This window comes from Balneolales bacterium ANBcel1 (assembly GCA_029688905.1).
In the GTDB taxonomy this organism is placed as follows: domain Bacteria; phylum Bacteroidota; class Rhodothermia; order Balneolales; family Natronogracilivirgulaceae; genus SLLW01.
The window spans coordinates 110,437-136,960 of the sequence record JARULB010000004.1; the positions used below are offsets into that span (position 1 = coordinate 110,437).

Genomic DNA, 26,524 nt, shown 5'->3' on the forward strand with positions numbered 1-26,524 from the left:
CTGCACGAACAGAAAACGGATACCACGCAACCGGTTGGAGACCGGATGCTTATTCCCCGTTCTGTACCCGTTCAAACAAACGCAAAACTGACACTGCGGATGTTAACGATATCACAACTCTAATCTTGGCAATCTGACATCGAATGTCAAGCATTTTTTGCAGGCCCGGGCAGAATCAGTATAACCAGCTACTCAACAGCAGGTTACACGCCATCAAAAGGTTCCGTTTTGCTTTTCGGTCTACTTTTCGTTCCGACATTCTCTATCTTCCCGGAAGAACAAACAGGAACCAGGCAATCTGAACAAATCCCATACCAAAACATCAAATGAATATCCTTGTCATCGGTGGTGCCGGATATATCGGCTCACATGTGGTTTATGAACTCAATGACGCCGGACACCGGGTCACCATCCTCGACAACTTCTCGACAGGGCTTCGGGAAAATCTTGATGCCAGGGCCACGCTGGTCGAAGGAGATATGCGGGATCACGCGCTGCTTGGCCGTCTGTTATCCGGTGAACCCGGCACAGAAAGTGAAAACAGCGATCGATTCGACTCCGTATTCCATTTTGCCGCGCTGAAAGCCGCCGGCGAATCGATGGAGAAACCGGAGCTCTACACCCGGGCCAACCTCATTGCCACCATGGAGCTGCTCAACATCATGCTCGAGCATGATGTGCGGAACTTTGTCTTCTCATCCTCCGCGGCCACCTATGGCAGTCCCGAGTACCTGCCGATCGACGAGGGCCATCCACAGAAACCCATCAACTATTACGGATACACCAAACTGGTGATCGAGCAAACCCTGGAGTGGTACAGCCGCCTGCGCGGGCTCCGCTACGCCGCGCTCCGCTATTTTAATGCGGCCGGTTACGATGTGAAGGGACGGATCCACGGCAAGGAGCAGAATCCGGCCAACCTGCTGCCAATTGTGATGGAAGTTGCTTCGGGTGACCGTACCGGAATGCAGGTGTTCGGTGACGACTACCCCACCCGTGACGGTACCTGCATCCGCGACTACATCCACGTAAACGACCTGGCCACCGCTCATGTGCTCTCCATGGAGTACCTCCAAAAACATGATCGGGATCTGCAGCTTAACCTGGCCACCGGCGAGGGATACACGGTTCTGGAGGTCATTAGGGAGGCGGAGAAAGTCAGTGGCAAGAAGATTCCGTTTGATATCGTCGGACGCAGGGACGGCGATCCGGCAGAACTGGTCGCCACATCCGACCATGCCGGAGCGGAAATCGACTGGAAAGCCATGCACTCCGCACTGCCGCAACTGGTTGAAAGTATGTGGAATGTATACAAGGAAGGAGATCTTTGATATGCTGAACAGGCAAGACCCGAATGAGCGTGTTTTCAACAAGCGCCGCCAGAAACTGGTAGAAGAGCTGGAATCCAGGGGAATCCGAAACCGACTGGTACTTGACGCATTCTCCAAGGTACCGCGGCACAAGTTTGTGGACAGCGCCTTCAGTAATCGCGCCTATGAGGACTCGGCCCTGCCGATCGAAATGGGACAAACCATTTCCCAGCCGTTTACCGTTGCAAAGCAGACCGAGCTGCTGGAACTGGAACCCGGCGACAAGGTTCTCGAAATCGGCACCGGATCCGGATATCAGGCGGCAATTCTCTGTGAAATGGGGATGGATGTGTACAGCGTCGAACGCCACAAAATTCTCTATGAGCGGTCGCGTGACCTGCTTCAGCAACTGGGTTACCGGGCCCAAATAAAATGCGGCGACGGTACCGTGGGATGGTCGGCGTATGCGCCATACCTCGGCATTGTCGTTACGGCTGGAGCCCCGGTGGTTCCCGAAGCCCTGAAGGGCCAGCTGGATCTGGACGGCAAACTGGTGGTTCCCGTGGGGAATGAGGAAAAGCAGGCGATGTACCGCATTACCCGTCACGGGGAGGACAACTTCGAGGAAGAGACGTTTTCCATGTTCAAGTTCGTCCCGCTGATCGGGAAACAGGGCTGGAACCGATAGCGTACAAGTCAGCGCACCCAAGTGAGTACTCCGGTCATTAAACGCATTTTCCGTCGCCGCAATATCCTGCCGGTTATCGGCATCTCTCTGTTTCTGGCGGCTCTCTGGATACTGCAGGGAGAAATCCAGCAATTCAGCTGGCAAACCTTCCGCAGCCATGTCGAACTGATACCTGTCTCGCGGCTGATGATGGCGGCGGCCGCGACGGTCACCGGGTATGTTATTCTGACCTTCTACGACAAACTGGCGCTTGTCAACCTGGGAATCCGGCTGCCGTGGCGCAAGCTGGCAAAGGCCTCTTTTCTGGGATTCGCGTTCAGCCACAACATCACCCCTTCGCTACTTGTGGGGGGAACCATGCGCTATCGAATCTATTCGGGGCTGGGCGTCAGCGGTTTCAATGTAACCAGGGTGGTCGGTTTTTGCGCGATGACCTTGTGGATCGGTTTCATGGCGTTGGGCGGCACAATCTTCACATTCACTTCCATTTCGCTGCCCGGGACCATCTCCTGGCCGCTTCCAAACCTGCAGGTGGTCGGGTGGATTTTTCTGGGTCTGACGCTGGCCTATCTGGTGCTTTGCCGTACCGTCCGGGCCACCATCGCTTTTCGTGGCAAACTCTTCTCGTTACCGGAACTGCCGGTGGCGATCGGTCAGATTGTAGTTTCCTCCGCCGACCTGATCGCCTCTTCGCTCATCCTCTACCTTTTGCTGCCACCGATTCCCGAACTCAGCTACCCGCTGTTTCTGGCCATCTATCTCCTGGGGTTCATGGGGGGCATCATCAGTCAGGTACCCGGCGGGCTCGGCGTGATCGAAACCATCCTGGTGCTCATGCTCGGCTCGTTCATTGAATCCGGCCAGATTCTAAGTGCGGTTCTGGTTTTCCGGCTCTTCTATTTCATCGTGCCGTTGTTGATTGCGGCGACCGTACTGGGTATCCATGAAGTACGCCAGCGGCGAAAGGCAAACCGAGCCGGACGATCATCCTGAGGCGAAGTCCGACTAGCGCTGTAGCCGCTCGTACTCGGAAATCCGGCTGTTGTCCATGGTGGTCAGAATGTTGTACGCGGCCAGCCTTCGTTCGGTATCGGCATCCATAAAGACGGCGCGGAACTCCCGGTGTTTGGCGGAGAAAAGCAGGTCCAGCAGGTAGGTGGAGCTGGTTCTGCGCTGCGCCTGGTGAATCAGGTCAAACGCTTCAAGAATATTGTCACGGGATTCATCCGGACTTTGGGTGAACAGATCCAGACCATGGCGGTGGTACCGGTACTGAGCAAGCCGGAAATCCTCGAAATTGGGATTCAGCAACTGGCTGATGATACCGTGACGGCTTCTTCGGGAACCGGCGGTAGCCCAGCCACTTCCCGACGACTGACCCATGTCCGCAATCCGCTGGGCCGAGCGAAAGTACTCTTCGCCCCCCTTCTCGGAAAACGTATCGTAATCAAGGCCCAGAATGAGATAGGCGTAAAAATCCAGCACCGAGGCAATTTCATTGTACTGATAGGGATCGAACCGCAAACTGTGATTCGGCCCAAGCTCGAAGGTCCAGCTGTTATCGTTGATCACAAGCAGCGGTGTAACCTGCATGGTGTTGTAGATTGGCCGTTCCGACGAGACAATCATGGTTGCGTTGAAGGTCCGATTATCCACGGAATTGATCACAATCTGCAGGGACATCTGAATCCGTTCTACCTCCTGAAAGCGTTCATCGGTCCAATTGTTGGTCTCCAGATACTCCTTGACCATAGGACCGAAATCACTCAGGTATTCGTAGTCGGTGGTGCTGATCTGACTGGTATTCACATTCACGGTAACATCAAATACCTGATTGGCCACCGCGCTGATCGGTGTCATAAGAATGATCAATACTATTAGTTTTCCCGCCTTGTGTATCATCTGCCGTCAGTTTGTGATCCAGCCTGTAAGAGATCTTCTTCCCGGTGCTTTCTGTGATAACAGGTATTGCCATCAGCCGCCTGTTTCGGGGCTGCCACAGGTATCCGGATTGTTGCAGTTTCTGCAGCAGTCAGCTGCTCATAGTATCCGCTGTACCCGGTACTGTTATGCCGTGCCTGTGAGTACAAAATACCGAATGGAAGCAATTTTTCATATACGAGAGATAACGTGTGAAAGAGAGAAAACGCATTTACCGTTTTATATGGTATGCATTGATTTCGGGTCCTGCCATGGCAGCTGCCCTGCTCATTGCAAACCAGGCTGCATCGGCTCAATGGACCATGGGAGCCCGGGGTACCGCCATGGGGCAGGCGCATACCGCGTTGCCATCCGACCCCTGGTCCGTATTCCACAACCCGGCTATGATCGATGACGACAACCGGTATTTCGCGCTGTTTGCCATTCGCAATTTCGGCATGAAGGAGCTTGAGGATCATGCCGCCGTTTTTTCCATGCCCGTGCTGTTCAACCGGGAGTCTGCCGGAGCCGCCGTATCGGGAGGTATCCACAGCTATGGATTCCGGTTGTTTCGAGAAACCCGGCTCCTGGCGGGCAGTTCATTTCGACTGCATTCTGTCAGGGTCGGATTGACTGCGACGTACGTACATACGAGCATTCGCAACTATGGATCCGGGGGATCACTCGTTGTCAATGCAGGCATCGCCTCAACCATCGCAGGAAATCTCACCATCGGATTCCGCTGGCTTAACCTGTTTCACGACGGATTGCCATTTTGGTCGCGGGATCCTCCGGAAGTGCCGCATCATCCGGCAGAAATGGCGGCCGGACTGACCTGGCGCATCGTCCCTTCTCTTTTGGCCAGTTTTGATCTGGTTAATGATGTAATGCACCCGATTACCCTGCGGTCGGGTTTTGAAGCGGAGGTCCTTCAAGGGTTTTTCCTGCGAGGCGGCTGGACGACCCGGCCCTTCACATGGTCTGCAGGTGCCGGTTTCAGGGTCTCTTCCATTAAATCATCCCTTGCTGTACGCCATCATGAGGTTCTGGGACTGAGTCCGGGCCTGGGTTGTACCATTTTCTTTTAATGGCGGGATTCTTATCAACGGTTACCGGGATTGGTTATGAGACATCACCCTTCTCTTATTCTGCGGCCAGAATCGGGATATTCAGGGCCTTGTTGTCGCCGGAATGGTGCGGCTGCAGAGCCGTGCTCCTGTGCAGTTGCCCTGCGCAGGAAAGTCCGGCGGACTGGATCCGGAGCACCTCCAGAAAGCCGAAATGCGAACTGCTTACGGGCTTTCTCTGCTCGAATGCCGGCTGCCCGGACTCGTGCCCGAACCGAACCGACCCTCATCCGGCATTCAGAACCCCTTGTCCGGTGTGTCAAAAACCATGGACGGATTGCCGGGGTTGTTCTTATTCTGCTTGTGCTGCATTCCGTGACAATCCGTGCACAGGAGGTCCAACTGTCAGGACCCGGAATGTATATGGACCTGCTGGCCCACGAAATTAACCCGGAGGATTTTGAAGATGAAGAGGCGTTTGATGCGTACCTGATGGAATTGGCCGAACGTTTTCCGGCGGATCTGAACACAGCCCCTTCCGAAACCTTTTATCTGATTCCGGGTATCCGCCATCAAACCGTTCGTGCGATTCTGGCTCATCGCCGGCAGACTCCGTTTCAGTCGGTTGATGATCTGCGGAATGTCTCCGGTATGGATCCCGGAGACCTGGAGGCTCTGCTCCCCTGGGTTGCGGTTGAGTCGTATTCCAGTGGACGTCGATTGGTAAGTGAGATAGCGGTCGAGCAATTATTTCGCTATCAGCGAACCATTCCCCGGGCGCAAGGGTATCGAGCCACAAGCGGTAATTCGGCTCCTTATCCGGGATCACCCGGAAGGCTGTATCACCGTCAATCTGTACGCGGAGAACGGGTGTCGGCCAACCTCACTCAGGCGAAACTGCCCGGAGAGCAGCTTTCGAGCCGTTTTGGTCCAGATTTCACATCGGGCCACCTTCAGGTATCCGACATCGGACCAATGAACCGCTTGGTGATCGGAGATTACTCCCTGCGATTTGGGCAGGGGCTGGCTCTCTGGAGCACCGCATCCTTTGGGAAATCCGGTACTGCGCACAGCGCGCCCCGCAGAAGAACTTTTGGCATCACTCCCTATCGCTCATCCGGCCAAATCAGGTTCTTCAGGGGAGTTGCCATGGAAACAGATATTATAAATCCCGCCTTCAAATGGCTCACTGATGGCCGTATTACTGTCACTCTATTCCATTCCGAGCGCAGACGGTCGGCTGTTCAAACGGTCGGTGACACCATTCGCCCACCCTCATCATCCCCCTACCACCGCACTTACAGTCAGCGATCACGCCGGCATAATACGAAAGAGTTTGTCACCGGCGGAAATATCCGGTTTGAGACAGATTACGTTCGAGCGGGAATCACCAGATACACATACCGGCTGAACAGGCCTGTGACTCCCCTTCCCGGGTCTCACATCATGCGTGGCCAGGATCACGGAGTCAACGCGGCAGACTTTTCTGCCGAAATGGGTCCCTTGCAGGTATTCGGGGAGTTCGCACTTCGGGATGCAAATGCAGACAATACCCGATGGAGCCAAAGAAGCGCCTGGACTGCCGGGATCTCCGGATCTTTTGCAGGAGTCACCGACTGGATTTGGGCGGCCCGATGGTTTCAGCCAATGTACTGGTCAGAGTTTGGGAACGCATTCGGAGAAGGGAGCAGTCCGCCGGCCAACCAGACGGGATGGTACTTCGGCTACAGGATACGAACGAGACCTGGAATCGTTTTAAGCGGTTTTTTGGACCGTTTTCGTTTTCCGGAACCGCGGGGGCATGACACCCTTGCATCGGATGGATGGGAGACCGCCGCTAGTGCAAGCTATCGACCGTTCAGAACTTTCAATATTCACGCGACATTTCGGTACAAGGAACGGTCCGGAGAAACAGAAGCAAATGATGTATTCGGCCGGGCATTCCGGGTTTCCACCAGCGAATACCGATACTCCGGCAGAATACGGCTTCAATGGCGGGTGCGCCCGAATGTACTGCTGTTGACATGGCTGGATCGATCGGAAACCGCCTCAACGGCTTCCTCCCGTTCTTCCGGGGTATCACTCAGCCAGGTTTTCCGATGGCAGGTTCATGAATCCGTTCAGCTGGATATCAGCCGATCGGTATTTGAAACCGATGATTTCTCTTCCAGGATTTACATCTATGAATACGGCCTGACGCAAACCATGAATTCACGCATGGTCTTTGGGAAGGGATTGATATCGTCGGTTGTCATACGATACCAGCCGATGAGATGGTTGCTTGCGGAAACACACTTCAGTGTGCTTCGGTACATAGACCGTCCCGCAATCGGATCCGGGAATGAACTAACCGGGGGTCCGGCCAGGTCTCATGCAGGAGTTCAACTCCGGTTACGCTACTGAATGGCAACCATCGGTATCAAACTCGGGCAACCAAAGGCCAGATGATCAGCCGTCTTAAATTTTCCGGATACGGCCGTTCTGAAACTCTGCTTCTCAGGCATCTGAATTGTGGAGCTTTTTGACAAAAGCGGCGTGAACCTCGACAAAAAGCACCTGGCTCAACTGTTCAATTCTGAGGGCGACTCTCTTTTTCCCGCGCCACTCAACCCAAACACCTTCACTTCCCTTCAATGGGCCATCAACCACTTCAACCGGATCCCCTTTGAAAAAGTCGGTCTCCTCGACTTCAAATGCGTCCGGCCCGGCCAAAATCTTGCGAATCATCTCTATCTGTTCATCACGTATCGCTGCCGGCGCTCCATTAAACCCTACCGTCCGCGCCACGCCATCAATCTGCACCGCATGATATAGATTGTTTTGGGAGGTCCGAACAAACACATAGCTGGAGAAGAGAGGCACCTCGACTTTTTTCTTGCGATCACTCCATTGGCGCACAACGGATTGCATTGGAAGCCAAACATCGAATCCGGCCTCTCTCAAGCGGTCTTCTACCTTCTTCTCAAACTTCGGCCTGGTATACAGGGCATACCATTTCGGTTCCATAGCGTCTAAACTCATGATATTTGTTGCGTTCAGCTCATCGCAAAATAGGGGAATAATCGAAAAAAAACCAAGCAGCGATGCTGTCCGGGTTTCCCATTTTCCGGGTCAGTGCCAAATTACCAGGATTCAATCCGTCATATCCTGAAGGCAAGCAAAATATCAAGATTCCCATGTCATGAGGATTTGCAGGCAAACAGCCTGTCACACCACAAAAAAGCAGCAAGCAATCAGCCGGTCCGTAGCGGGATGATCATCCGGCATAAATGCAAACCAGGACCTGAGGCATGGACCCTTCATCGGAATTATTTCATATTGATGCTTCATCCCTTATCTTGTAAAGATATAACGAGTCAATGTAATTCTATTCTGTTTCAGTTTCTCTATGGGCAAACGAACCCTGGTCACTTCCGCACTACCGTATGCAAATGGCCCTATTCACCTCGGACATCTTGCCGGCGCTTATCTTCCGGCCGATTTTTATGTGCGGTTCAAGCGCATGCGCAACGAAGATGTTGTCTTCATTTGCGGGTCGGATGAACACGGTGTTCCCATCACCATAGCCGCCGACAAGGAAGGGGTCACGCCGCAGGATATCGTCGACCGGTATCACGAGATGAACAAAAAAACGTTCGCTCAGTTCGGGATTACGTTTGATTATTTCGGCCGAACCAGCTCACCGGTTCATCATGAGACATCACGTGATTTTTTCGAGGTCCTGAATGAGAAGGGAGTTTTTAAAAAGAAGACGGAGACGCAGCTTTTCGATGAAAAAGCCGACATGTTTCTGCCTGACCGTTACGTCAAGGGCACCTGTCCACATTGTGATTACGGGGAGGCTTTCGGTGACCAGTGCGAAAAATGTGGCACATCGCTTTCTCCGTCCGATCTGATCGAACCCCGCAGCATGGTTACCGGCGAAACGCCGATTTACAAAGAGACCGAACACTGGTTCCTGCCGCTTGGTGATTTTCAGGATGACCTGCAGAAATGGCTGGACAGCACGGAGAACTGGAAGCCCAACGTGATGGGCCAGGTGAACAGCTGGCTCACGCTTGGCCTGGGGGACCGCGCCGTTACCCGGGATCTGACCTGGGGCGTGCCTGTACCACTGGAAGGTGCTGAAGGCAAGGTGCTCTATGTCTGGTTTGATGCGCCTATAGGTTACATTTCCGCAACCAGGGAGTGGGCGCGGGAGAAAGGCGAACCCGACCTCTGGCAAAAGTACTGGCGTGACCAGGATTCCGATCTGATTCATTTCATCGGCAAGGACAACATCGTTTTCCACTGCATCATGTTCCCATCGGTGTTGATGTCGTATGACGGATATGTGCTGCCGAAAAACGTACCCGCCAACGAGTTCCTGAATCTGGAGGGGAAAAAGCTCTCCACTTCCCGGGGCTGGGCGGTATGGCTGCATGAATACCTCAAGGATTTCGAACCTGACCTGCTCCGGTATGTGCTCGGAACCGGGCTGCCCGAAACCAGGGATGCCGATTTTTCCTGGAAATATTTCCAGGATCATGTGAACGGAGAACTGGCGGACATTCTGGGCAACTTCGCTTTCCGAACACTTTCATTCACCAGCCGCTATTTCGATGGCAAGGTACCGCAACAGGGGCCTCTAGCCGATGAGGACCGAAAGGTGCTTGCAGAAATCACCCGGCTTAAAGAAGAGGTGGAAACGTGCTACGAAACGTTCCATTTCCGCGATGCGATCCAGAACAGCATGAAGCTGGCCCGTGCCGGGAACAAATATTTTACGGAAATGGAGCCCTGGCACCTTCGCAAAAACAATCCGGAGCGTTGTGCCACCGTTTTAAATGTCTGTTGCCAGATTACCGCGGCCCTTTCGATTCTTTTTGATCCGGTAATACCGGACGCATGCAAGAAACTGCGCACCTCCCTGCACATCGAAAAAGCGGGGTGGGATGACATCGGAGAACAGACCCTCGAAGCCGGCAACCCGGTAGACAAAGGCGAAATCCTTTTCGTCAAGCTGGAAAACGAAGTCATCGAGAAGCAGTATCAAAAACTTGAAGAGCAGACCGAGAAACTGGAAGCCGAACAACCGAAACTGGACCCGTTGAAAAACACCATCACGTTTGAGGACTTCAGCAAGCTTGACCTGCGTGTCGGTGAAATACTTATGGCAGAGCCGGTTCCAAAATCAGAAAAATTGCTTAAGGTCACTGTAGATATCGGGTTGGAAAAACGAACCATCATGGCAGGAATCGCACAACATGTCAGGCCTGAAGACCTGCCGGGCAAGAAAGTAACGGTCGTTGCCAATCTCAAACCCCGAAAAATGCTGGGCACACCCAGCGAAGGAATGATCCTTATGGCTGAAACTCCGGATGGAAAACTGAAGTTTCTGTCATCTGATGCCGAAAATGGAAGTATCATTTCCTGATTGTTCCAACACCACATAAATAACAGCTTTTATACATAATACGTGTTTCGTAACGGAGACCATATAACCGGCCTGTCCACGAGAGTATCCCCTGTGTGGGGCGCTCAGCAGAAAGAGGATTTTTGCCTGTTTCGCTTGTACTGCCCGAAGGCGGTCCGCATAGATCTCGTCCTTTTCGAGTGGTACGACCAGAAAAAGGGCAGGGAATATGCCATGGATAAACTTGATGACGGCAACTGGCACCTCAAGCTCCCCGGCCGACAAACCGGCAAATATTACGCTTTTCGTATTGAGCATCCCGATCACATTCCGGGGCTGCTACACACCGACGAATTGATTGCCGACCCATGGTCCGAGCAGGTGACTACTGTAAACCACTTCCGCCAGTACGCCCGTAGCCGAATTGCCGAACCCGTGCCTTTTGACTGGGAAGGCGACACCTTCATTATCCCGCCGGAGCAGCGCGACCTGGTGATATACGAAGCTCATGTCAGGGATATGACTGCGCACCCATCCTCCGGAGCAAAATCACCGGGCACCTACCTGGGACTGACCGAGCGGGGCATCACCGGTGGTATCAGCCATCTGAAACGCCTCGGCGTGAATGCGGTTGAACTGCTTCCTCTCCAGAAGTTCGCGGGCTTTGAACCTCCGTATCACAAAAAGACTCCCGAAGGGTATTACAATACCTGGAACCCGTACAGCCGCAATTACTGGGGCTACATGACCAGCTTTTTCTTCGCCCCTGAAACCCTGTACGCCACCGGTGGAAGCAACCGGCCCGGAGAGATAACCGGAGATCCTGAAGCCGCTTCACTGGAGCTCAAGACGATGGTCAGGGAACTGCACAAAGAGGGCATCACGGTGATTATGGATGTGGTTTACAACCATGTATCGCAGTATGACCTGAATCCGCTGAAGCATCTGGATCTTTCGGACTTTTTCCGAACGGACGCCCACGGGAACCTGACCTCCGAGAGCGGCTGCGGAAACGACCTGCGTACCGAGTCGCCCTACATCCGGGAAATGATTATCTCCTCGGTTCTCTGGTGGATGAAGGAGTACCATATAGACGGATTCCGCTTTGACCTGGCCAACCTGATCGATCGTGACACCATTGCCGAAATTCGTCACGAAGCGCAGAAAATCAATCCGAACGTCCTGTTGATTGCCGAACCATGGGGCGGCGGATACGACCCGACCGGCTTCTCGGGTTTTGGATGGTCCGCTTGGAACGACCAGATCCGCAACGGCGTCAAAGGGTTTGATCCGGTGCATTCGCCGGGGTTCATCTTCGGGAAATGGCACTATGAAACCAATCGGGAATCACTGGAAAACTACGTCCGGGGCACCCTGCTTCACGAACCGAACGGCCGGTTCCACCATCAGGAGCATTCGGTAAACTACCTGGAATCGCACGACGGATACACGCTTGCCGACTTCATACGCATCGCGCTGGATCCCCAAAAAGCGGGAAGACGCTTTGCCAAAAAATCAGAGCTCATAGCGCTCACCGACCGCGAACTCAGAACCTCCCGGCTGGCGGCCCTGTTTCTGATGACTTCCCAGGGAATCCCCATGATCCACTCCGGACAGGAGTGGGGACGTTCCAAATGGATCGACTCCCGCGAGACCAATGATCCCCACCACGGACGGCTCGATCACAACAGCTACGAGAAAGACAACGCGACCAATTACCTCGATTTCACCGAAATCGAACATAACCGGCCGCTGTTCGACTACTACCGCGGCCTGATCCGTATCCGCAAATACTATCCGCAGCTTCGGCTGGCCGACCCCGGCGACATCACCTTCCACTCTTATGAGGATGCGCTGCATCTGACTTTCGAAATCTACAGCCCGAAGATTGCCGCCAACGAGCGCCTGCTCATCAGCCTTAACGGCAATCCGGAAGCGACACACCGGATCACACTGCCCGAGGGTGAGTGGCGGGTGCTGGCAGATCACGAAGCTACCTATCCCGACCAGCCGCGCCGGATCGAATCCGGATCCGTCGAGGTCCCGCCGGTGTCGGGAATAATTTTGCGCCAATCGGTCTCATCCTGACTCTGTACGGCTCAGCGTATTGCACCGCATACGTTTCCGGCTGAAATCCGCTTCGGATCACGTCTTCCCTTACCGTTGGAATCCCCTCCACCCGGACCATTTTTCCCCATTTGACATGTGCCTGTTTTGCCGTCTGCAGATTCCGCGAAAATAAGTTGAATCATTCCAGCGAAATAGGATATTTTAGCTGATCAGTGCAGGTTGGTGAGCGATCCGATCAATAGTGCGGGTCATATCTGGACATAAACGGAGGTCATATTGTCTGAGCACAAGACAGAAAGAGGTAGCTGGAATACCAAATTGGGGTTTGTCCTTGCAGCGGCGGGTTCGGCGGTGGGGCTCGGAAACATCTGGGGATTTCCCACACAGGTTGCCGACAACGGCGGTGCTTCGTTCATCCTTATCTATGTGATCTGCTGTCTGGTTGTCGGGTTGCCTGTGATGATCGCCGAGTTCGCCATCGGTCGCCACACCCGCAGAAACCCCGTCGGCGCTTTTAAAAAGCTTGGAGGCGGGTGGTTCCCTCCTCTCATAGGTTTGTGGGGTGTCATGTGTGGTGTGATGATCCTCTCCTTTTATCTGGTCATTGCCGGCTGGACATTCAGCTTCGTTTTTGAGGAGATATTCCATTTCATGGGCCTCACTGCCGCCGCGCATTGGCTGGCCGATCTTGGCAACGGACCCAAGAACGCCTTTTTCTCCATCTTGTTCATGTTTGCGACCATCGGCATCATAACGGGCGGAGTCAGTAACGGTATAGAGCGCGCGACCAAAACCATGATGCCGGTGCTCATCCTTGTTCTTCTGGTGATGATCGTATATGTATTCACCCTGGAAGGAAGTGTTGAAGGAGCAAAAATGTACCTGCTTCCGGATTTTTCCGTCATCAACACCAACCTCGTATTTGCCGCGCTCGGCCAGGCGTTTTTCTCACTCTCCCTCGGCATGGGAGCGCTCCTTACGTACGGCTCCTATCTGAAAAAAAATCAGAATATCGTTGAATCGGCGACATACGTGACTTTTGCCGATATGGGCATCGCCTTCCTGGCCGGCATGCTGATTATCCCCGCCATGTTCGTCGCCCAGACCGCGGGCATCAACATTCTCGACGAGGACGGGAAACTGTTCACCAGCGCCACTCTGGTTTTTGAAGTGCTGCCCAATTTATTTAAGAGCATGGGCGGATTTTTCGGTCTGCTTTTCGGGGTTTCCTTTTTTGTGCTTCTGAGCATGGCGGCACTCACCTCTACGATCTCTCTGCTCGAAGTACCGGTCTCCTATGTAATCGACGAACATAAAATCAAACGCAAGAAAGCGGCGATGGTCGTCGGCGGAACCGTCATGCTGTTTGCCGTGATCATCTCCTTCAATATCGCCCTGATCGACCTGCTTGCCATGATCTTCAACAATGTGGGATTGCCGCTGGGCGGATTGATGCTCTGTCTGTTCATGGCCTGGTTCTGGAAAACCGAAAACGCGATTCAGGAAATTCGTCATGGTTTCGAGGGATTTGACAACTCTGTGTTCTCTGTTGTCTGGACCATCTTTGTAAAGTATATCTGTCCGTTGCTGATCGCGCTGGTGCTGTTCACCACCCTTTACAACCTGCTGGCCGGCTAAACGACTGACTCCCGGCAACATCCCGGCAAAACGATTATTTTGCACATAAACAAACCGTTTCCGCTACAAAGCAATTTGTCTTCAAATGCCAACAGTGGTATTTTTGGTCACTGTTAATCTCCATCTATCTTCTTTTTATGCCCAAAGTAACAACATCTGATTTTCGCAACGGTCTTACCATTATGCTCAGTGGTGACATCTTCAGCATCACCGAGTTCCTGCATGTAAAACCCGGCAAGGGTGGTGCGTTTGTCCGTACCAAACTCAAAAACGTGACTACCGGAAGGGTTCTGGATAAAACATTTCGAGCCGGAGAAAGTGTGGAAGCCGTGCGTATTGAGCGCCACCCCTATCAGTTCCTGTATCAGGAAGGGGACATTTACCACTTCATGCACAAGGAAACGTTTGAACAGATTCCCATTCCCGAGGAAAAAATCGATCGTCCCCTTTTCCTGAAGGAGAACCAGGACATCCAGGTGGTGGTACTCGCCGAAACCGAGGAAATCCTGTTTACCGAACTGCCCGACCAGGTGGTTCTTCAAATAACAGAGACGGAGCCCGGCGTCAAGGGCGATACCGCACAGGGAGGCTCAAAAGCCGCCAAACTGGAATCGGGGGCATCCATTCAGGTGCCGCTTTTTATCAACCAGGGGGATCTGGTGAAAGTCAACTCCAAGGAAGGCACCTACCTGGAACGCGTTAAACTTTAAATTTCTGCAAATATGGACCTGAAAACCATTAAGAATCTTCTCAATCTCATTTCCGATACCGATGTGAACGAGGTGGAGATTGAGGAGGGCGACTTCCGGATCAAAGTCAAAAAGCAGCCGGACACAATCAAGGGAGAGTTTCCTTCCGCCCAAATGGGACAACCACCGGCAGTGCAATACCAGGCACCGGCACCAGCGCCCGCACCACAAGCCGCTCCAGCGGAATCCGCCGCACCGACTGCTTCGGCTGAAACCGACAAGGATGAAAACCTCATCACTGTCCGTTCTCCCATCGTCGGCACATTCTACCGGGCGCCCTCGCCGGAGTCCGATCCTTACCTCAATACCGGTGACACCGTCTCCAAAGGGGATGTACTCTGCATCATCGAGGCGATGAAAATCATGAACGAAATAGAGTCGGAGCACACCGGAAAAGTAGTGAAAATTCTCGCAGAGGAGGCCCAGCCGGTGGAATTTGACCAGCCTCTATTCCTTATTCAGCCCTCCTGATCGTTACCATGTTTGATAAAATCCTGATCGCCAATCGCGGCGAAATCGCCCTGAGAATCATCCGGACGTGCCGGGAGATGGGCATCAAAACCGTTGCGGTATATTCCACCGCGGATGAAAAGAGTCTTCATGTCAAATTCGCCGACGAAGCGGTCTGTATTGGTCCGCCTGCAGCCCGCGACAGCTACCTGAAGATTCCCAGAATCATCGCCGCGGCCGAGATTACCGATGCCAAAGCCATCCACCCGGGTTACGGGTTTCTCGCTGAAAACGCGGAATTCTCCCGGATTTGCGATGAGCATAACATCAAGTTCATCGGTCCCTCCCCCGAGATGATCGACACCATGGGCAACAAATCCATGGCCCGGGAGAACATGCAGAAGTACGGCGTTCCTACCATTCCGGGAAGTACCGGCATTATCCACAACGCCGAACAGGCCAAAGAGGTAGCTGCCGAAATCGGTTATCCGGTTATTTTCAAGGCATCTGCCGGAGGCGGCGGGCGCGGCATGCGTATCTGCAAGGACGAAAGCGAGATTGAGCGGCAGCTTACCGCCGCCCGCAACGAATCGGAGGCCTGTTTCGGCAGCAAGGAGATCTACCTGGAGAAATTCATCGTCGAGCCACGCCATGTGGAAATCCAGATTGTCGGCGACCGTCACGGTCAGGTCATCCATTTCGGCGAACGCGACTGCTCAATGCAGCGCCGGCACCAGAAAATGGTGGAAGAAGCGCCCTGTCCGGTAATGACGCCCGAACTGCGGGAACGAATGGGTCAGGCCGCAATCAAAGCCGCTGAAGCCATCCAGTATGAAGGGGCCGGTACCATCGAGTTTTTGCTGGACCGGGACCACAACTTCTATTTCATGGAGATGAACACGCGGATTCAGGTGGAGCATCCCGTCACCGAGGAAGTAACCGACGAAGACCTGATACAGCTGCAAATTGAAGTGGCTGCAGGCCTTCCGCTGCAGAAAAAGAAACTCAAAATGCGCGGACACTCTATCGAGTGCCGGATCAACGCGGAAGACCCCGCTTTCAATTTCCGCCCCTCGGCCGGGGAGATCAAGGTGTTCCACACTCCAGGCGGGCACAGTGTGCGAATCGATACCCACGCCTACTCCGGTTACTCGGTGCCTCCGAACTATGACTCGATGATCGCCAAGCTGATCGTAAGCGCTCCCGACCGCCCCCAGGCCATCGCTCGCATGAAACGGGCACTCAATGAGTTTGTGATTGAAGGAATCAAGACCAATATTCCTTATCAGCTGCAACTCATGGACGACCCCAACTTCAAAAGCGGCCAGTTTGACACGAAGTATCTCGAAAACCATTTCAATTACAATCCCGATAATCACTAATTACGAGGAATATGAATCATCCCGACGACCTTAAATACACCCGTGAGCACGAATGGGTGCGCGACAATGGCGACGGAACCGTCACGGTAGGCATCACCGATTTCGCTCAAAGCGAACTGGGTGATATTGTGTTTGTTGAAATCGACAAAGTGGGCAAATCGGTAGATAAGGATAACCCGTTCGGTACGGTGGAAGCCGTTAAGACAGTATCCGAATTGTTCATGCCGGTCACCGGTAAAATCCTGGAATGGAATGAAGAGCTGGAAGAAGAGCCGGAGCTGGTCAACAAAGACCCTTACGACAAGGGCTGGATGATCAAAATAAAGATGTCCAAATCCTCCGAGCTGGACCAGCTGCTCTCCGTCAAAGACTACGAACAAATTATTTCCTGACACAACAATTCCTGTCAGCGGAAGCGTTATTCGGGTAACTTCGTGCCCGGAAACCGATCCGGGCATTCATTGTCATCCGCCTCCGCCGGAGAAGCATCCCCGGTGAAGCTTGCAACAACCATTCACTTTATCATACATCCCGGATGATCACACCGGAAAAAGAGTGGATCCTGATACTCGACTATGGATCCCAGTACAATCAGCTCATAGCCCGCCGGGTTCGTGAGAGTCAGGTATACTGCGAAATCCATCCGTTCAATGTCGACCTGGAGAAGTTCACCGGGAATCCGCCCGCCGGGGTTATTTTATCCGGCGGCCCCATGAGTGTCAACGATGCCGACGCGCCGCATCTAAACCAGGCCGTATTTGATTTCAACGTGCCGGTACTGGGCATATGCTACGGGTTTCAGCTCATGTCACATCACCTGAAGCCCGGATCGGTGGCCAACGCCGACAGGCGCGAGTACGGGCGGGCCAAAATTTCCGTCATAAAACGCAACGACCTGTTTGCCGGAATTCCGGAAAAAAGCACAGTGTGGATGAGTCATGGCGATCACATCATCCACCTTCCCGAAAATTTTGAGGTAATCGCCCGAACCGATAACGCTCCGGTTGCCGCCGTAAAACTGGCTACGCGTCCCGTCTATGGCGTCCAGTTTCATCCGGAGGTGGTACACACGGAGTTCGGCCGGGAAATACTGCACAATTTTGTCCGCAATATCTGCGGCCTTCAGGGAATCTGGACCGCCGAATCGTTTGTGGAAAGCGCTATTGCCCAAATCAGGGAAGAGGCGGGCGACGGACGGGTGATTTGCGGACTTTCCGGCGGCGTCGACTCGACCGTTGCGGCCACCCTGCTGCACCGAGCCATCGGTGACCGGCTGCTGTGCGTGTTTGTCAACAACGGAGTGCTTCGAAAAAACGAATTTGAGGATGTGCAACGGCTTTACACCGAAAAGCTGAAACTGCCGGTGAAAGGGGTCGATGCCTCCGATCTGTTTCTGGACCGGCTTCAGGGGATCAGCGATCCGGAAACGAAGCGAAAAGTTATCGGCAACACGTTTATTGAAGTATTTGACCAGGCGGTGGCTGATGAGAAGGGCTTCACCCACCTTGCCCAGGGTACGTTATACCCCGATGTGATCGAAAGCGTCTCGTTCAAAGGGCCCTCGGTGACGATAAAATCGCATCACAATGTGGGCGGACTCCCCGAGAAAATGAATCTCAAACTGATAGAGCCTCTCAGGGAGTTGTTCAAGGATGAAGTGCGAAAGGTCGGTGAATCGCTTGATATCCCGAAAGAATTTATCCGCCGCCACCCGTTTCCGGGTCCCGGTCTGTCGATCCGGATTTTGTCGGATATCACCAGGGAGAAAGTGGCCCTGCTCCAGGAAGCCGATGCAATTTTTATTGAGGAGCTTCGTGTCAACAACCTGTACGATTCCGTCTGGCAGGCGTTTGTGGTACTGTTGCCGGTCCAGAGTGTGGGTGTGATGGGCGATGAGCGGACCTACGACTTTGTCGTGGGACTTCGGGCGGTGACCAGTGTGGACGGCATGACCGCCGATTGGGCCCATCTCCCCTACGAGTTTCTCAGCCATGTATCCAACCGCATCATCAATGAAGTAAAAGGAATCAACCGGGTGGTCTACGACATCAGCTCCAAACCTCCCGCAACTATTGAATGGGAATAGCTGTTATGAGAACCCACCGACCCGGACGTTGTTTCGCAATCCTGCTGTCAATTCTTTACCTGCTGAGCCCGGGCTTTATCGAGGTACAGGCAGCCGGCGGAACAGCATTGCAGGACGACCGCTTTGATACAGCACTGGCCTTTTACAGAGAAGCAGAATACGACTCTTCCGCCCGTCATTTTGCCGCTATCGGCACTCCGGAAGCCCGTCTTTTTGCCGGGAAAAGTTATTTCGCCCTCGGAGAATACCCCCTTGCCGGTCGCTATCTGCGTCAGGTGAGCCGGGAGGATGATCCCCGTTTTTTTGATGAGGCACGGTATACACTGGCTCTTGTGGATTTTCAGACGAAGCAGTTCGGAAGAGCACTGGACAATTTGCACAATCTCAAATCGCGGCCGGCTTACCAGAACCTCCACCGGGATGCCGACGTGATGTACCGCCAGATCATGGGGTATCTGACTACCGAACAGCGCAGGGAAGCGTTCCGCCAAAGCCAGCTTATGCCGGTCCAGTTCGACCTGTTTCGCTATGGAATCGATCACATGGGCAGAACGGAGGCTCGAGAGCTTTATTCAACCCTGTCTCCGTTTTTTGAGACCTCCATCGACACCAATATCATACGTGCCGTAGAACGCAGAATCGACCGCATGCCGGATGAGCCGCCCGCTTCGCAATTGTTTGGTGAAGCTCCGGACGGTATTGTATACGACATCGGAGTATTACTGCCCGATGCGGAAACAGGGAGTCCCGAGTGGCAAATTTCTCGGGCACTGTACAACGGTTATCATCTTGCGGCGGAGGAGTTCAACCGAAGGAGTGCCGACAAGCGCATCCGGCTTCGCCATGTAACCACCTCCGACACCCTGCTTACGCAGGAGGCGGCCATGACAAAAATGGCCTGGACCTACCATGTGGATGCCATTCTTGGTCCGCTCTTCTCCGATTCGGCCTACCGGATCAGGGACCTGGCCGAGTACTATGGAATTCCGGTGATTCCACCGCTGGCCAACGCCGACACTCTGAACATCGCCAATCCGTATCTGTACCAGGTCAATCCCACGTTTGAAGTACGCGGCAGGGCCATGGCCCGGTTCGCGGTCAATGAGCTGAAGCTGGACACCCTGGCCGTTATCACGCAGAGCAATCAGCCGGTTGCTCGGGAAGCCCAGGCGTTCCGAAACGAAGCCGAACGGCTTGGCGCAACTGTTTTGCACTATTTCAGTGAAAACTTCGAAGCCCGTGCGTTTGAAGTGGCCCACATCACCCCCTGGCTGGCCGGCGATGAACGATTCATTGATGAAGAAGAATATGAGCTGAAACCGGTCAAGGGGGTCTATCTGTCGCTGACCGGCCGCGGGGCCGACCAGTTGATCGAGCTGATCCTCAACGACCTGCAGGCCACCCGAAGCAGGGCGACCATCCTGGCCAACGAAGAGATGGCTCATATTGAGTTAAGCGATGCCCGCCGACGATATTTTGATATCTATTACAGCAACTTTTTCTACCGGGATAACGACCGCAGGGAGACCTACACTTTTCAGCAGGATTTCGAATCACTGACCGGTACCCGGCCCAACAATTTCGCACATTTGGGGTATGATGTTGCCAATTTCCTGTTCAAATCGCTTGAAACGCTTCAGAATCCGGCCCGGATCAAGCCCATGCTGCGCCACCGTCCGGTCTACGAAGGTGTGATCACCAACATCGGGTTCCAGGGCACGCACATTAATCAAAAGCTCCACATAATGCGGATCGAGCGGGACGAAACGGTTCGCTACAAGCGTCCGCCGGATGAATCCGATGAGGAGACTCAGGAAACGGATAACAATTCGGAGTAAGAAACGCGGCCACACGTCTGTATGCTTTGGCGGCCGCGAGGTATCCCGGCCGGTACTTCCGATCACATGCTATTTCCTGAGCATGGGCAGGCGCGAAAAGAAACTGACTCTTTTCTGCGGGAAGTAGCCTTCGTTGACCGACCGCACATCCTCCACGGAAACAAAAGCTTTGGGAGCCTTCTCCTTGATCACGCCGATCATCTTTTCCAGATCCTTGCGCTTGATGATGCTCAATATCAGACGAACCGACCCACTGATACCGCTTGCCGATACCGATGTAACCCCGAAATCCCGCTCCTTCAGGAATTGAATCAGGTCGGTTGCGTCTTCACTGGTGATGGTACGGACACACAGCAGCCCCATGGCGATTTTCTCTTCCAGGTAGATACCGATATAATTCCCGAACGAGAAACCGGCGGCGTACGCAAAATAGAGCCCAAAGTTGGTCAGGCTCTGCATGATCTGACCGATGGCCAGCAGCCAGATCAGCGACTCGAAAAAGCCCACCAGCGGGGCCAGCACCTTCATGCTTCTGGAAACAAAGATGATGCGCAGGGTACCGAGTGTCACATCCACGACCCTTGCCAGAAAAATCAGAACTGGCAGAATCACCCATCCAAACCAGTCGAAATCCATTGTCATTGCTTCCATACCACCCACGCTTGCATATTCATCAACGGCTTTTCAGTTTTGTTCTTCTGCCCGGCGCAGCGCCTCTTCGCGCTCCATCTCCGCACGCTTTCTGCGCTCCTCACGGAGCCAGTCTGTCCATTCCCGGCTTTTTTGACGGTGTTCGGCGTAGGTACGTGAAAACGCGTGGGTTCCTTCCGGCGTGGCGACCATGTACATGTAATTGTGATCCTCGGGATAGAGCGCTGCCGAGATAGCTGCATATGAGGGATTGGTAATGGGGCCGGGCGGCAGTCCGTGGATTCGATAGGTATTGTAGGGATGATCAATGCGGTAGTCGGCAAACACCAGGCGGGCACGTTCTCCCTTGGCGTAATTCACTGTGGGATCGGCCTGAAGCCGCCATCGCCGGTTGAGCCGGTTCCAGTAAAGACCACTGATGGCGGGCTTTTCATGATCATAGCGCGCCTCCCATTCAATAATTGAGGCCAGGGTGGTGATTTCATCCACCGTTCTCCCCAGCTCCTCCATGCGGCCGGCATGGGGCTGCGTAACACGGCTGTCGAACTCCGACAAAAGCCTTGCGAGCAGTCTGCGCGGCCCCGTAGTCCAGAATACCTCGTACGTATCGGGAAGCATTCTTCCATAAATCAGATGTGGCTCCAGTTCGTGCTGGTTCAGAAACGCGGTGTCGCGCATGGCTTCCTCCAGCTCGCCAATCTCAAACCGCATCTGCCGGGCGATATGGATTTTAAGCGCCTCTTTGGATGCTCCTGCCGGAACACGAAGCGGCATAGGATCCTGCAGGCCCAGCGCGAATCGGGTCAGGAAATCCTGATAGCTGACAGGGCCCTCCAGCACGTATCGTCCCGGGTTAAACCGGCGGTAGCCAAAAATATCGGATGCCCACTGCAGTTCTTTTCGATCGTAAACTACGTGTTGCTCGTCAAGCAGCTCCATAAGCTCCTCAAGCGTAGACGGCTCATACAGGAACAATTCGGCCGCAACCGAAGCGTTGATGGCCTCGCTGCTGTACAAGCGATAACTTCTCGATAAAAAAACCAACAGAAAAGAGAGGCTGAAAACCAGAACGGCAATTCCCCACTGTTTCCAGCTGAGGTGTCCGAAAAATGTGATGCTCATTGCTTTTGAACCCGATTAATATACTTCGATAATCTCTTTGTCCTTGTTCCTGGAGCGTATCATGGATACGATGGATGTGACACCGTACAGGAGCAAAAACGCAGCCACTATGATGGATATGATATCGGGAAACATAATCAGCAGAACAGCCGCCAGCAGCGGAAAAACCGCAAATCCCGTAAGGCCGCCGCTGAGCAGCGAACCGATCCCTATTACCAGCAGAAAAAACGCAAAGAAGTACGGTATGAATGATGGAAACGCAAAAATAAACACTCCGGTTACCACCGAGGCGGCAACAATGAGCGAAGGGGTACGAAAGAAAAGAAATACCAGGCCGGTGGCGATCAGGTAACTACCCAGGATGTAGTAAAGGGAATCGGGCCATAACAGGACCAGTACACCCGTTAAAATCGCCAGCAACGAGTGAAACAGCCGCCGCTTGCCGGAATTGTTGTTCATGATGAACTGGATATGAGTGGCCATGAATGATACCGGTTGAATCAGGGGGTTTCAATGGAACCGGAAAAATACAAAGAACCGGAGGTTAATAGAAACAAATTGCCGCCGATTACAGCCAAATCTCTCAATGGCTTCCCGGCAATATCCGGTGCCCAGTTGCCCAGGTGCTCCCCGGACATGTTGAACCGGTGAATGACACCGCCGGACAGAACCCATATGTTCCGGTCAATCACCCTTACGCGGCCAAGGTGGGGGAACGTACCTATCACAGCCAGTTCATGGCCCCCGTCAGTGATGACATGCACCCGCCCGCCTCCCTTGTCGGCAATAAACAGGGATTCGTCGGCATACATCAGCGCGGAGGGCCGATCCAGACCGTCAATTGGGAAGTACTGCAAAAAGCTCCCGTTCGCGTTGAAGTGGTAGATCCTCTTGTTATCGGCATCGAGCACGAACAGCTCTCCGATGGTATTGGAGGTGACATCTTCCGGAGTAAATGGCGCTTCGCCTGCCGCCCAGGCCGGAACGGCAAGGCTGCGAACATACGCCATCGTTTCGTCCAGCAGGTGTACCTGGCGTTCCGCGGAGCCGACCACCGCCAGAAAGGTTTCAGCGGCGTTTGCCATCGCCTCGGGCCGGTCAAATATGGAGAGCTCAATCGTCTCCACCAGACCGGCAGATGCGCCGCGGTCGACGCCTATTTCGGGTCCGGCTCCGGGACATTCATGGCCGGACTGCCGGTATCCGGCTGGAATGCGATATCTTTTTATACGGCCGGCATTGGCATCACTCACCAGCAGATCGCCGTCAAAGCCGTCGGTCAGAGTATGTGCACTGTCAAACGGTCCGCCCACCATTTCAACCGACAGGGTCACCGTATCCATACGAGCCTGTTGATGCGGCGTATCGGGATCATCCGGGGAGAAAGCCGGTAATCCACGCGGGGTCGCATCTGCAGACGCCGGCAGACCCAGACCGGATAGCAGAAGCAAGAAGACTACGGTTAATACATGGTGTCGCATAAATTTCGGTTTTTTCCACAGAATATGTTGATCGGCCGGATAGCCCGGCAAGCTTTTACTGATGCAAAGGCCATCTGACCCGGCATTGTTCGTTTTTTACCGTTTTGGCGTTGTCGGGAATCTGACAGGCGGATGACCATCAACCAACACATCCGGAAAAATAAACGCCGGTTACTTGCAGCATGAAGAAGAAATTCGCCTGTCGGTTGGAAAAATGGAGCCAATGGGGAAATCCGGCAATCAGGGCCAGGAGATATAAACCTGCCCGGTCATCCCCTGTTCAACAGGAACGTCCTTCTGGATAAAAAAGCGTGCCGGAGGCCGAAACGGGTCAACCTGACCGGCATCCCATCTTCTGTGGCCCTCGCGAATCTCATACGCCTGCAGAATGTAACTGCCGGGGGGCAAATCCGTCAGTTCCACGGTATCGGTAAAAATCGTGTCGGCTGCCTCAAAACCCTGCTCGTCGGTCAGTGAAAGCCGGAAGCGCGCGGTATCGGCCGGCGGATCATCAAAAAGCACTTCAAGTCCGCCAAGCTGGTTATCAAAATGGATGTTCGGAATGATGCTGCGCCGGTCCATCTGCTCCTCGTCCCAGACGCGAATCTCGTAATCCTCTCCCCGTTGCCATTCGCCGTCCGGATAAACCATCAGCAGGTTATCCACGGTGACGGCGGGTTCCCAGGGCTGAAACGTCGACTCCGACTCCACAACGACCAGGGAGTCGAGCACCTGCGGGGTATCGTCCAGAAGTTTCGCGTAACGCACTATGATTGGTTCATCAGGCCGAATACCGTGTCGGGTATCATGGGAAACATAGCGCGCGTAGGTGGTATCGGGTTCATCCGATCCCGGAAACAGGTCTACGTCAATTTCGGCTTCGTTGCCCCCAAGGTCTGAAACGCCTCTGAGTTCCAGGCGATACGACTGTCCGTCGGGCAGCGGATTCAATGCTTCGGCCAGCATGACATTGCTGTTGTCCCGGTCCACATAGAGCGGTACGGCATCGGTGGCAGGATTGCCGTCTTCGTGGAAAACGGTGATTCCGGCTCCTTCCAGAAACTGCACGGATTCGCTGAAACGAAGCCGGAGACGCACTTCCGACAGCATGCCCACCGCCAGAAGCACGGGCGGGATGGTATCCATTTTCATTACGAAAACGGTGCCGGCATCCAGTTCGCCGCCGGGGTCGAGTTCGAGCGTGTCGGTGCGAAACGGTTGCGCGGCCTCTCTTTGGCGGTCCCATCGGCGGTTCCGGTTGCGGTCATCGAGCCAAAACGCTTTGTAGCTGCCTTCCCGCAGATAGTTAAACCGCACCACCCCGGCCGAATCGGCCTCGCCCACATAATTGGCCGGGAGGCTGAGATCGGCCGGATGCCGATACAAGACGACCCGCTCGCCCATCAGGCCTTCCCCCGTTACCGCGTCCCTGACCTTTGCGGTGATGCGTCCGTCGTCGATTTCCGGACCGGTAGACAGGGCCAGTTGCAGCGGCGAGGTTATGCTGTTGCCTCTTGTGTCGCGGAGGTCTGTTCCCAGGGTAAAGATGATGGTGGTGGTATCGGGCAGCGGTTCATCGAAACGGACGGTTGCCGTACGGCGGCTCCAGCTCACATCATAATCGATCAGGAGGTCGGGTTCGATGCGAAAAGCCTGTTCAAAGCTGTTTCTGTCGATGTACTTGTCGAACTCAAAACGGATTCTGTCGCCGTCGAAGCTGGTGGTTCCTGTCGCCGGACGGGTCTCCACAAGTTGCGGCGGAGTACGGTCAGGCGGTCCGCCTGTCGGCTGAGTCGGTGTAGCGCACTGAAGCAACAGCAGCGGGCCCAACAATATGGCCGGATAATATAAAAAGCCTGGAATTCGGTTCAGCATTATCGACGGACGCTGTAGAGCAGATAGATGGTTACGGTTACCGCTCCGGTGATGATGGCGGGCTCGGCGATCCTGTTCAGAAACGAAAGCCGGCGGGAATCCTTGCGCTGCTGAAACGCCGCGGGTTCCCAGTCGGCCGGTGCATCGGCAACCTCCGGCGGTATTGCTTCTTCCAGTTCGTATGACGACTTCCAGACCTCTCTTACCTCTCGTTCTTCATCCATCCAGGTGAAATAAACCTCCGAACGGAGGATGCGTGAAAAGGAGCGGCTTCCCTTGCGGATCAACAGGTTTTCCGGACGCCATTCGATTTGCAGCTTGTGGTGATGCGCCGGCTCGCCGGCAATCCGGATGCCTGCTGCCATCAGCTCCGAAAGGAGATGCTCCTTTACCTGTACAGGGGCATCCATCTCCAGAAATACCGGCTGAGCAATAACACCGCCGGCAGGTGTCCGGAACGTACCGTCGTCATCGAGCAGGCCGAGCATCAGGTCTGCCGTCTGGCAGGCTACGGCCGCGGAATTGGAAACAGCGTGGGGCTCGGACCGGCTCCCTGCATCATCCTGTGCCTGGGCATCTTCGGGAAGACCTGCGGCGCCTCCGGAACCAGTCGGCAGGATCGCCTGGCAGCACATCAGTATCGCTATGAGCAAGACTCTGAACATTGACGGGGATACCTATGTTACAAATGGTGAAGCAACTCCTCAAATATAGTCCAAGTTGCTTTGAATTACGAACGCAACGGACTATAATATGGGGTTTGAAGCCGCACCGCAACAACCGCTTCCCAATCATCCGATGA

Annotated in this window: 22 protein-coding genes; 14 read left to right on the forward strand and 8 right to left on the reverse strand. The window is 54.0% G+C overall.

What is annotated here, in order from left to right; genetic code table 11:
• Positions 1 to 326 precede the first annotated feature (326 nt).
• The 3 genes from galE to QA596_06750 are packed head-to-tail and all read left to right on the forward strand — an operon-like array spanning position 327 to position 2,991.
• Entirely contained in the window at positions 327 to 1,331 is a 1,005-nt protein-coding gene (galE, locus tag QA596_06740; protein ID MDG5767154.1) for a UDP-glucose 4-epimerase GalE, read from the forward strand.
• Position 1,332: 1 nt separating this feature from the next.
• Positions 1,333 to 1,998, forward strand: a complete 666-nt coding sequence (locus QA596_06745) for a protein-L-isoaspartate(D-aspartate) O-methyltransferase (GenBank protein MDG5767155.1) — start codon at positions 1,333 to 1,335, stop codon at positions 1,996 to 1,998.
• Positions 1,999 to 2,019: 21 nt separating this feature from the next.
• Positions 2,020 to 2,991, forward strand: coding sequence for a lysylphosphatidylglycerol synthase domain-containing protein (locus tag QA596_06750; GenBank protein ID MDG5767156.1), 972 nt, complete (start codon positions 2,020 to 2,022; stop codon positions 2,989 to 2,991).
• A gap of 12 nt (positions 2,992 to 3,003) precedes the next feature.
• On the opposite strand, the gene QA596_06755 is transcribed toward QA596_06750, so the two are convergent.
• The gene (locus QA596_06755) at positions 3,004 to 3,858 is read right to left on the reverse strand and encodes a DUF4835 family protein (GenBank protein ID MDG5767157.1); all 855 of its coding nucleotides are present in this window, start codon (positions 3,856 to 3,858) and stop codon (positions 3,004 to 3,006) included.
• Between the two features lie 332 nt (positions 3,859 to 4,190).
• On the opposite strand from QA596_06755, the gene QA596_06760 reads away from it, so the two are divergent.
• Positions 4,191 to 5,006 (forward strand): hypothetical protein, encoded by an 816-nt coding sequence (locus QA596_06760; protein ID MDG5767158.1) that lies wholly within the window; start codon positions 4,191 to 4,193, stop codon positions 5,004 to 5,006.
• Positions 5,007 to 5,408: 402 nt separating this feature from the next.
• Positions 5,409 to 7,388 (forward strand): helix-hairpin-helix domain-containing protein, encoded by a 1,980-nt coding sequence (locus QA596_06765; GenBank protein ID MDG5767159.1) that lies wholly within the window; start codon positions 5,409 to 5,411, stop codon positions 7,386 to 7,388.
• Positions 7,389 to 7,481: 93 nt separating this feature from the next.
• Here the strand turns inward: QA596_06765 and QA596_06770 are convergent, their stop codons facing one another.
• Positions 7,482 to 8,006, reverse strand: a complete 525-nt coding sequence (locus tag QA596_06770) for a UpxY family transcription antiterminator (protein MDG5767160.1) — start codon at positions 8,004 to 8,006, stop codon at positions 7,482 to 7,484.
• A gap of 367 nt (positions 8,007 to 8,373) precedes the next feature.
• Between QA596_06770 and metG the strand changes: the two genes are divergently transcribed.
• The 9 genes from metG (at position 8,374) to QA596_06815 (ending at position 20,593) form a co-directional block, all read left to right on the forward strand.
• Positions 8,374 to 10,401, forward strand: coding sequence for a methionine--tRNA ligase (metG, locus tag QA596_06775; protein MDG5767161.1), 2,028 nt, complete (start codon positions 8,374 to 8,376; stop codon positions 10,399 to 10,401).
• A gap of 93 nt (positions 10,402 to 10,494) precedes the next feature.
• A complete protein-coding gene (locus tag QA596_06780) occupies positions 10,495 to 12,468 on the forward strand; it encodes an alpha-amylase family glycosyl hydrolase (GenBank protein MDG5767162.1) in 1,974 nt (657 codons plus the stop codon).
• 258 nt (positions 12,469 to 12,726) lie between these two features.
• A complete protein-coding gene (locus QA596_06785; GenBank protein MDG5767163.1) occupies positions 12,727 to 14,088 on the forward strand; it encodes a sodium-dependent transporter in 1,362 nt (453 codons plus the stop codon).
• A 137-nt stretch (positions 14,089 to 14,225) separates the two neighbouring features.
• Positions 14,226 to 14,798 (forward strand): elongation factor P, encoded by a 573-nt coding sequence (efp, locus tag QA596_06790; protein ID MDG5767164.1) that lies wholly within the window; start codon positions 14,226 to 14,228, stop codon positions 14,796 to 14,798.
• Positions 14,799 to 14,810: 12 nt separating this feature from the next.
• Positions 14,811 to 15,308, forward strand: a complete 498-nt coding sequence (gene accB / locus QA596_06795; GenBank protein ID MDG5767165.1) for an acetyl-CoA carboxylase biotin carboxyl carrier protein — start codon at positions 14,811 to 14,813, stop codon at positions 15,306 to 15,308.
• An 8-nt stretch (positions 15,309 to 15,316) separates the two neighbouring features.
• The gene (accC, locus tag QA596_06800; GenBank protein MDG5767166.1) at positions 15,317 to 16,669 is read left to right on the forward strand and encodes an acetyl-CoA carboxylase biotin carboxylase subunit; all 1,353 of its coding nucleotides are present in this window, start codon (positions 15,317 to 15,319) and stop codon (positions 16,667 to 16,669) included.
• Between the two features lie 11 nt (positions 16,670 to 16,680).
• Positions 16,681 to 17,061 carry a glycine cleavage system protein GcvH gene (gene gcvH, locus QA596_06805; GenBank protein ID MDG5767167.1) on the forward strand — a complete coding sequence of 127 codons (381 nt, stop codon included), beginning with the start codon at positions 16,681 to 16,683 and terminating at the stop codon, positions 17,059 to 17,061.
• Positions 17,062 to 17,204: 143 nt separating this feature from the next.
• Positions 17,205 to 18,755 carry a glutamine-hydrolyzing GMP synthase gene (guaA, locus tag QA596_06810; GenBank protein MDG5767168.1) on the forward strand — a complete coding sequence of 517 codons (1,551 nt, stop codon included), beginning with the start codon at positions 17,205 to 17,207 and terminating at the stop codon, positions 18,753 to 18,755.
• Positions 18,756 to 18,760: 5 nt separating this feature from the next.
• A complete protein-coding gene (locus tag QA596_06815) occupies positions 18,761 to 20,593 on the forward strand; it encodes an ABC transporter substrate-binding protein (GenBank protein ID MDG5767169.1) in 1,833 nt (610 codons plus the stop codon).
• 69 nt (positions 20,594 to 20,662) lie between these two features.
• Here QA596_06815 and QA596_06820 read toward each other — a convergent pair whose 3' ends face one another.
• The 6 genes from QA596_06820 to QA596_06845 all read right to left on the reverse strand — a co-directional run bounded on the left by QA596_06820 (position 20,663) and on the right by QA596_06845 (position 26,387).
• The gene (locus QA596_06820; GenBank protein MDG5767170.1) at positions 20,663 to 21,244 is read right to left on the reverse strand and encodes a DUF2179 domain-containing protein; all 582 of its coding nucleotides are present in this window, start codon (positions 21,242 to 21,244) and stop codon (positions 20,663 to 20,665) included.
• A gap of 33 nt (positions 21,245 to 21,277) precedes the next feature.
• Positions 21,278 to 22,366 carry an endolytic transglycosylase MltG gene (gene mltG / locus QA596_06825; GenBank protein MDG5767171.1) on the reverse strand — a complete coding sequence of 363 codons (1,089 nt, stop codon included), beginning with the start codon at positions 22,364 to 22,366 and terminating at the stop codon, positions 21,278 to 21,280.
• A gap of 15 nt (positions 22,367 to 22,381) precedes the next feature.
• Positions 22,382 to 22,849 carry a DUF3096 domain-containing protein gene (locus tag QA596_06830; GenBank protein MDG5767172.1) on the reverse strand — a complete coding sequence of 156 codons (468 nt, stop codon included), beginning with the start codon at positions 22,847 to 22,849 and terminating at the stop codon, positions 22,382 to 22,384.
• A gap of 17 nt (positions 22,850 to 22,866) precedes the next feature.
• On the reverse strand, positions 22,867 to 23,847 hold the full coding sequence (locus tag QA596_06835) for a hypothetical protein (protein MDG5767173.1): 981 nt from the start codon (positions 23,845 to 23,847) through the stop codon (positions 22,867 to 22,869).
• Between the two features lie 240 nt (positions 23,848 to 24,087).
• Positions 24,088 to 25,722, reverse strand: a complete 1,635-nt coding sequence (locus QA596_06840; GenBank protein ID MDG5767174.1) for an Ig-like domain-containing protein — start codon at positions 25,720 to 25,722, stop codon at positions 24,088 to 24,090.
• Positions 25,722 to 26,387 (reverse strand): hypothetical protein, encoded by a 666-nt coding sequence (locus QA596_06845; protein ID MDG5767175.1) that lies wholly within the window; start codon positions 26,385 to 26,387, stop codon positions 25,722 to 25,724. Before QA596_06845 ends, QA596_06840 begins: the two co-directional genes overlap by 1 nt.
• Positions 26,388 to 26,524: the final 137 nt, after the last annotated feature.

What these genes read in the sequence shown, in the direction of transcription:
- QA596_06820 (MDG5767170.1), bottom strand. Translation starts at nt 21,244, where the DNA reads ATGGAAGCAATGACAATGGATTTCGACTGGTTTGGATGGGTGATTCTG.
- QA596_06835 (MDG5767173.1), bottom strand. Translation starts at nt 23,847, where the DNA reads ATGCGACACCATGTATTAACCGTAGTCTTCTTGCTTCTGCTATCCGGT.
- QA596_06745 (MDG5767155.1), top strand. Translation starts at nt 1,333, where the DNA reads ATGCTGAACAGGCAAGACCCGAATGAGCGTGTTTTCAACAAGCGCCGC.
- galE (MDG5767154.1), top strand. Translation starts at nt 327, where the DNA reads ATGAATATCCTTGTCATCGGTGGTGCCGGATATATCGGCTCACATGTG.
- QA596_06830 (MDG5767172.1), bottom strand. Translation starts at nt 22,849, where the DNA reads ATGGCCACTCATATCCAGTTCATCATGAACAACAATTCCGGCAAGCGG.
- accB (MDG5767165.1), top strand. Translation starts at nt 14,811, where the DNA reads ATGGACCTGAAAACCATTAAGAATCTTCTCAATCTCATTTCCGATACC.
- efp (MDG5767164.1), top strand. Translation starts at nt 14,226, where the DNA reads ATGCCCAAAGTAACAACATCTGATTTTCGCAACGGTCTTACCATTATG.
- guaA (MDG5767168.1), top strand. Translation starts at nt 17,205, where the DNA reads ATGATCACACCGGAAAAAGAGTGGATCCTGATACTCGACTATGGATCC.
- gcvH (MDG5767167.1), top strand. Translation starts at nt 16,681, where the DNA reads ATGAATCATCCCGACGACCTTAAATACACCCGTGAGCACGAATGGGTG.
- mltG (MDG5767171.1), bottom strand. Translation starts at nt 22,366, where the DNA reads ATGAGCATCACATTTTTCGGACACCTCAGCTGGAAACAGTGGGGAATT.
- QA596_06755 (MDG5767157.1), bottom strand. Translation starts at nt 3,858, where the DNA reads ATGACACCGATCAGCGCGGTGGCCAATCAGGTATTTGATGTTACCGTG.
- QA596_06765 (MDG5767159.1), top strand. Translation starts at nt 5,409, where the DNA reads ATGGACCTGCTGGCCCACGAAATTAACCCGGAGGATTTTGAAGATGAA.
- QA596_06815 (MDG5767169.1), top strand. Translation starts at nt 18,761, where the DNA reads ATGAGAACCCACCGACCCGGACGTTGTTTCGCAATCCTGCTGTCAATT.
- QA596_06770 (MDG5767160.1), bottom strand. Translation starts at nt 8,006, where the DNA reads ATGAGTTTAGACGCTATGGAACCGAAATGGTATGCCCTGTATACCAGG.
- QA596_06760 (MDG5767158.1), top strand. Translation starts at nt 4,191, where the DNA reads ATGGCAGCTGCCCTGCTCATTGCAAACCAGGCTGCATCGGCTCAATGG.
- QA596_06845 (MDG5767175.1), bottom strand. Translation starts at nt 26,387, where the DNA reads ATGTTCAGAGTCTTGCTCATAGCGATACTGATGTGCTGCCAGGCGATC.
- accC (MDG5767166.1), top strand. Translation starts at nt 15,317, where the DNA reads ATGTTTGATAAAATCCTGATCGCCAATCGCGGCGAAATCGCCCTGAGA.
- QA596_06840 (MDG5767174.1), bottom strand. Translation starts at nt 25,722, where the DNA reads ATGCTGAACCGAATTCCAGGCTTTTTATATTATCCGGCCATATTGTTG.
- metG (MDG5767161.1), top strand. Translation starts at nt 8,374, where the DNA reads ATGGGCAAACGAACCCTGGTCACTTCCGCACTACCGTATGCAAATGGC.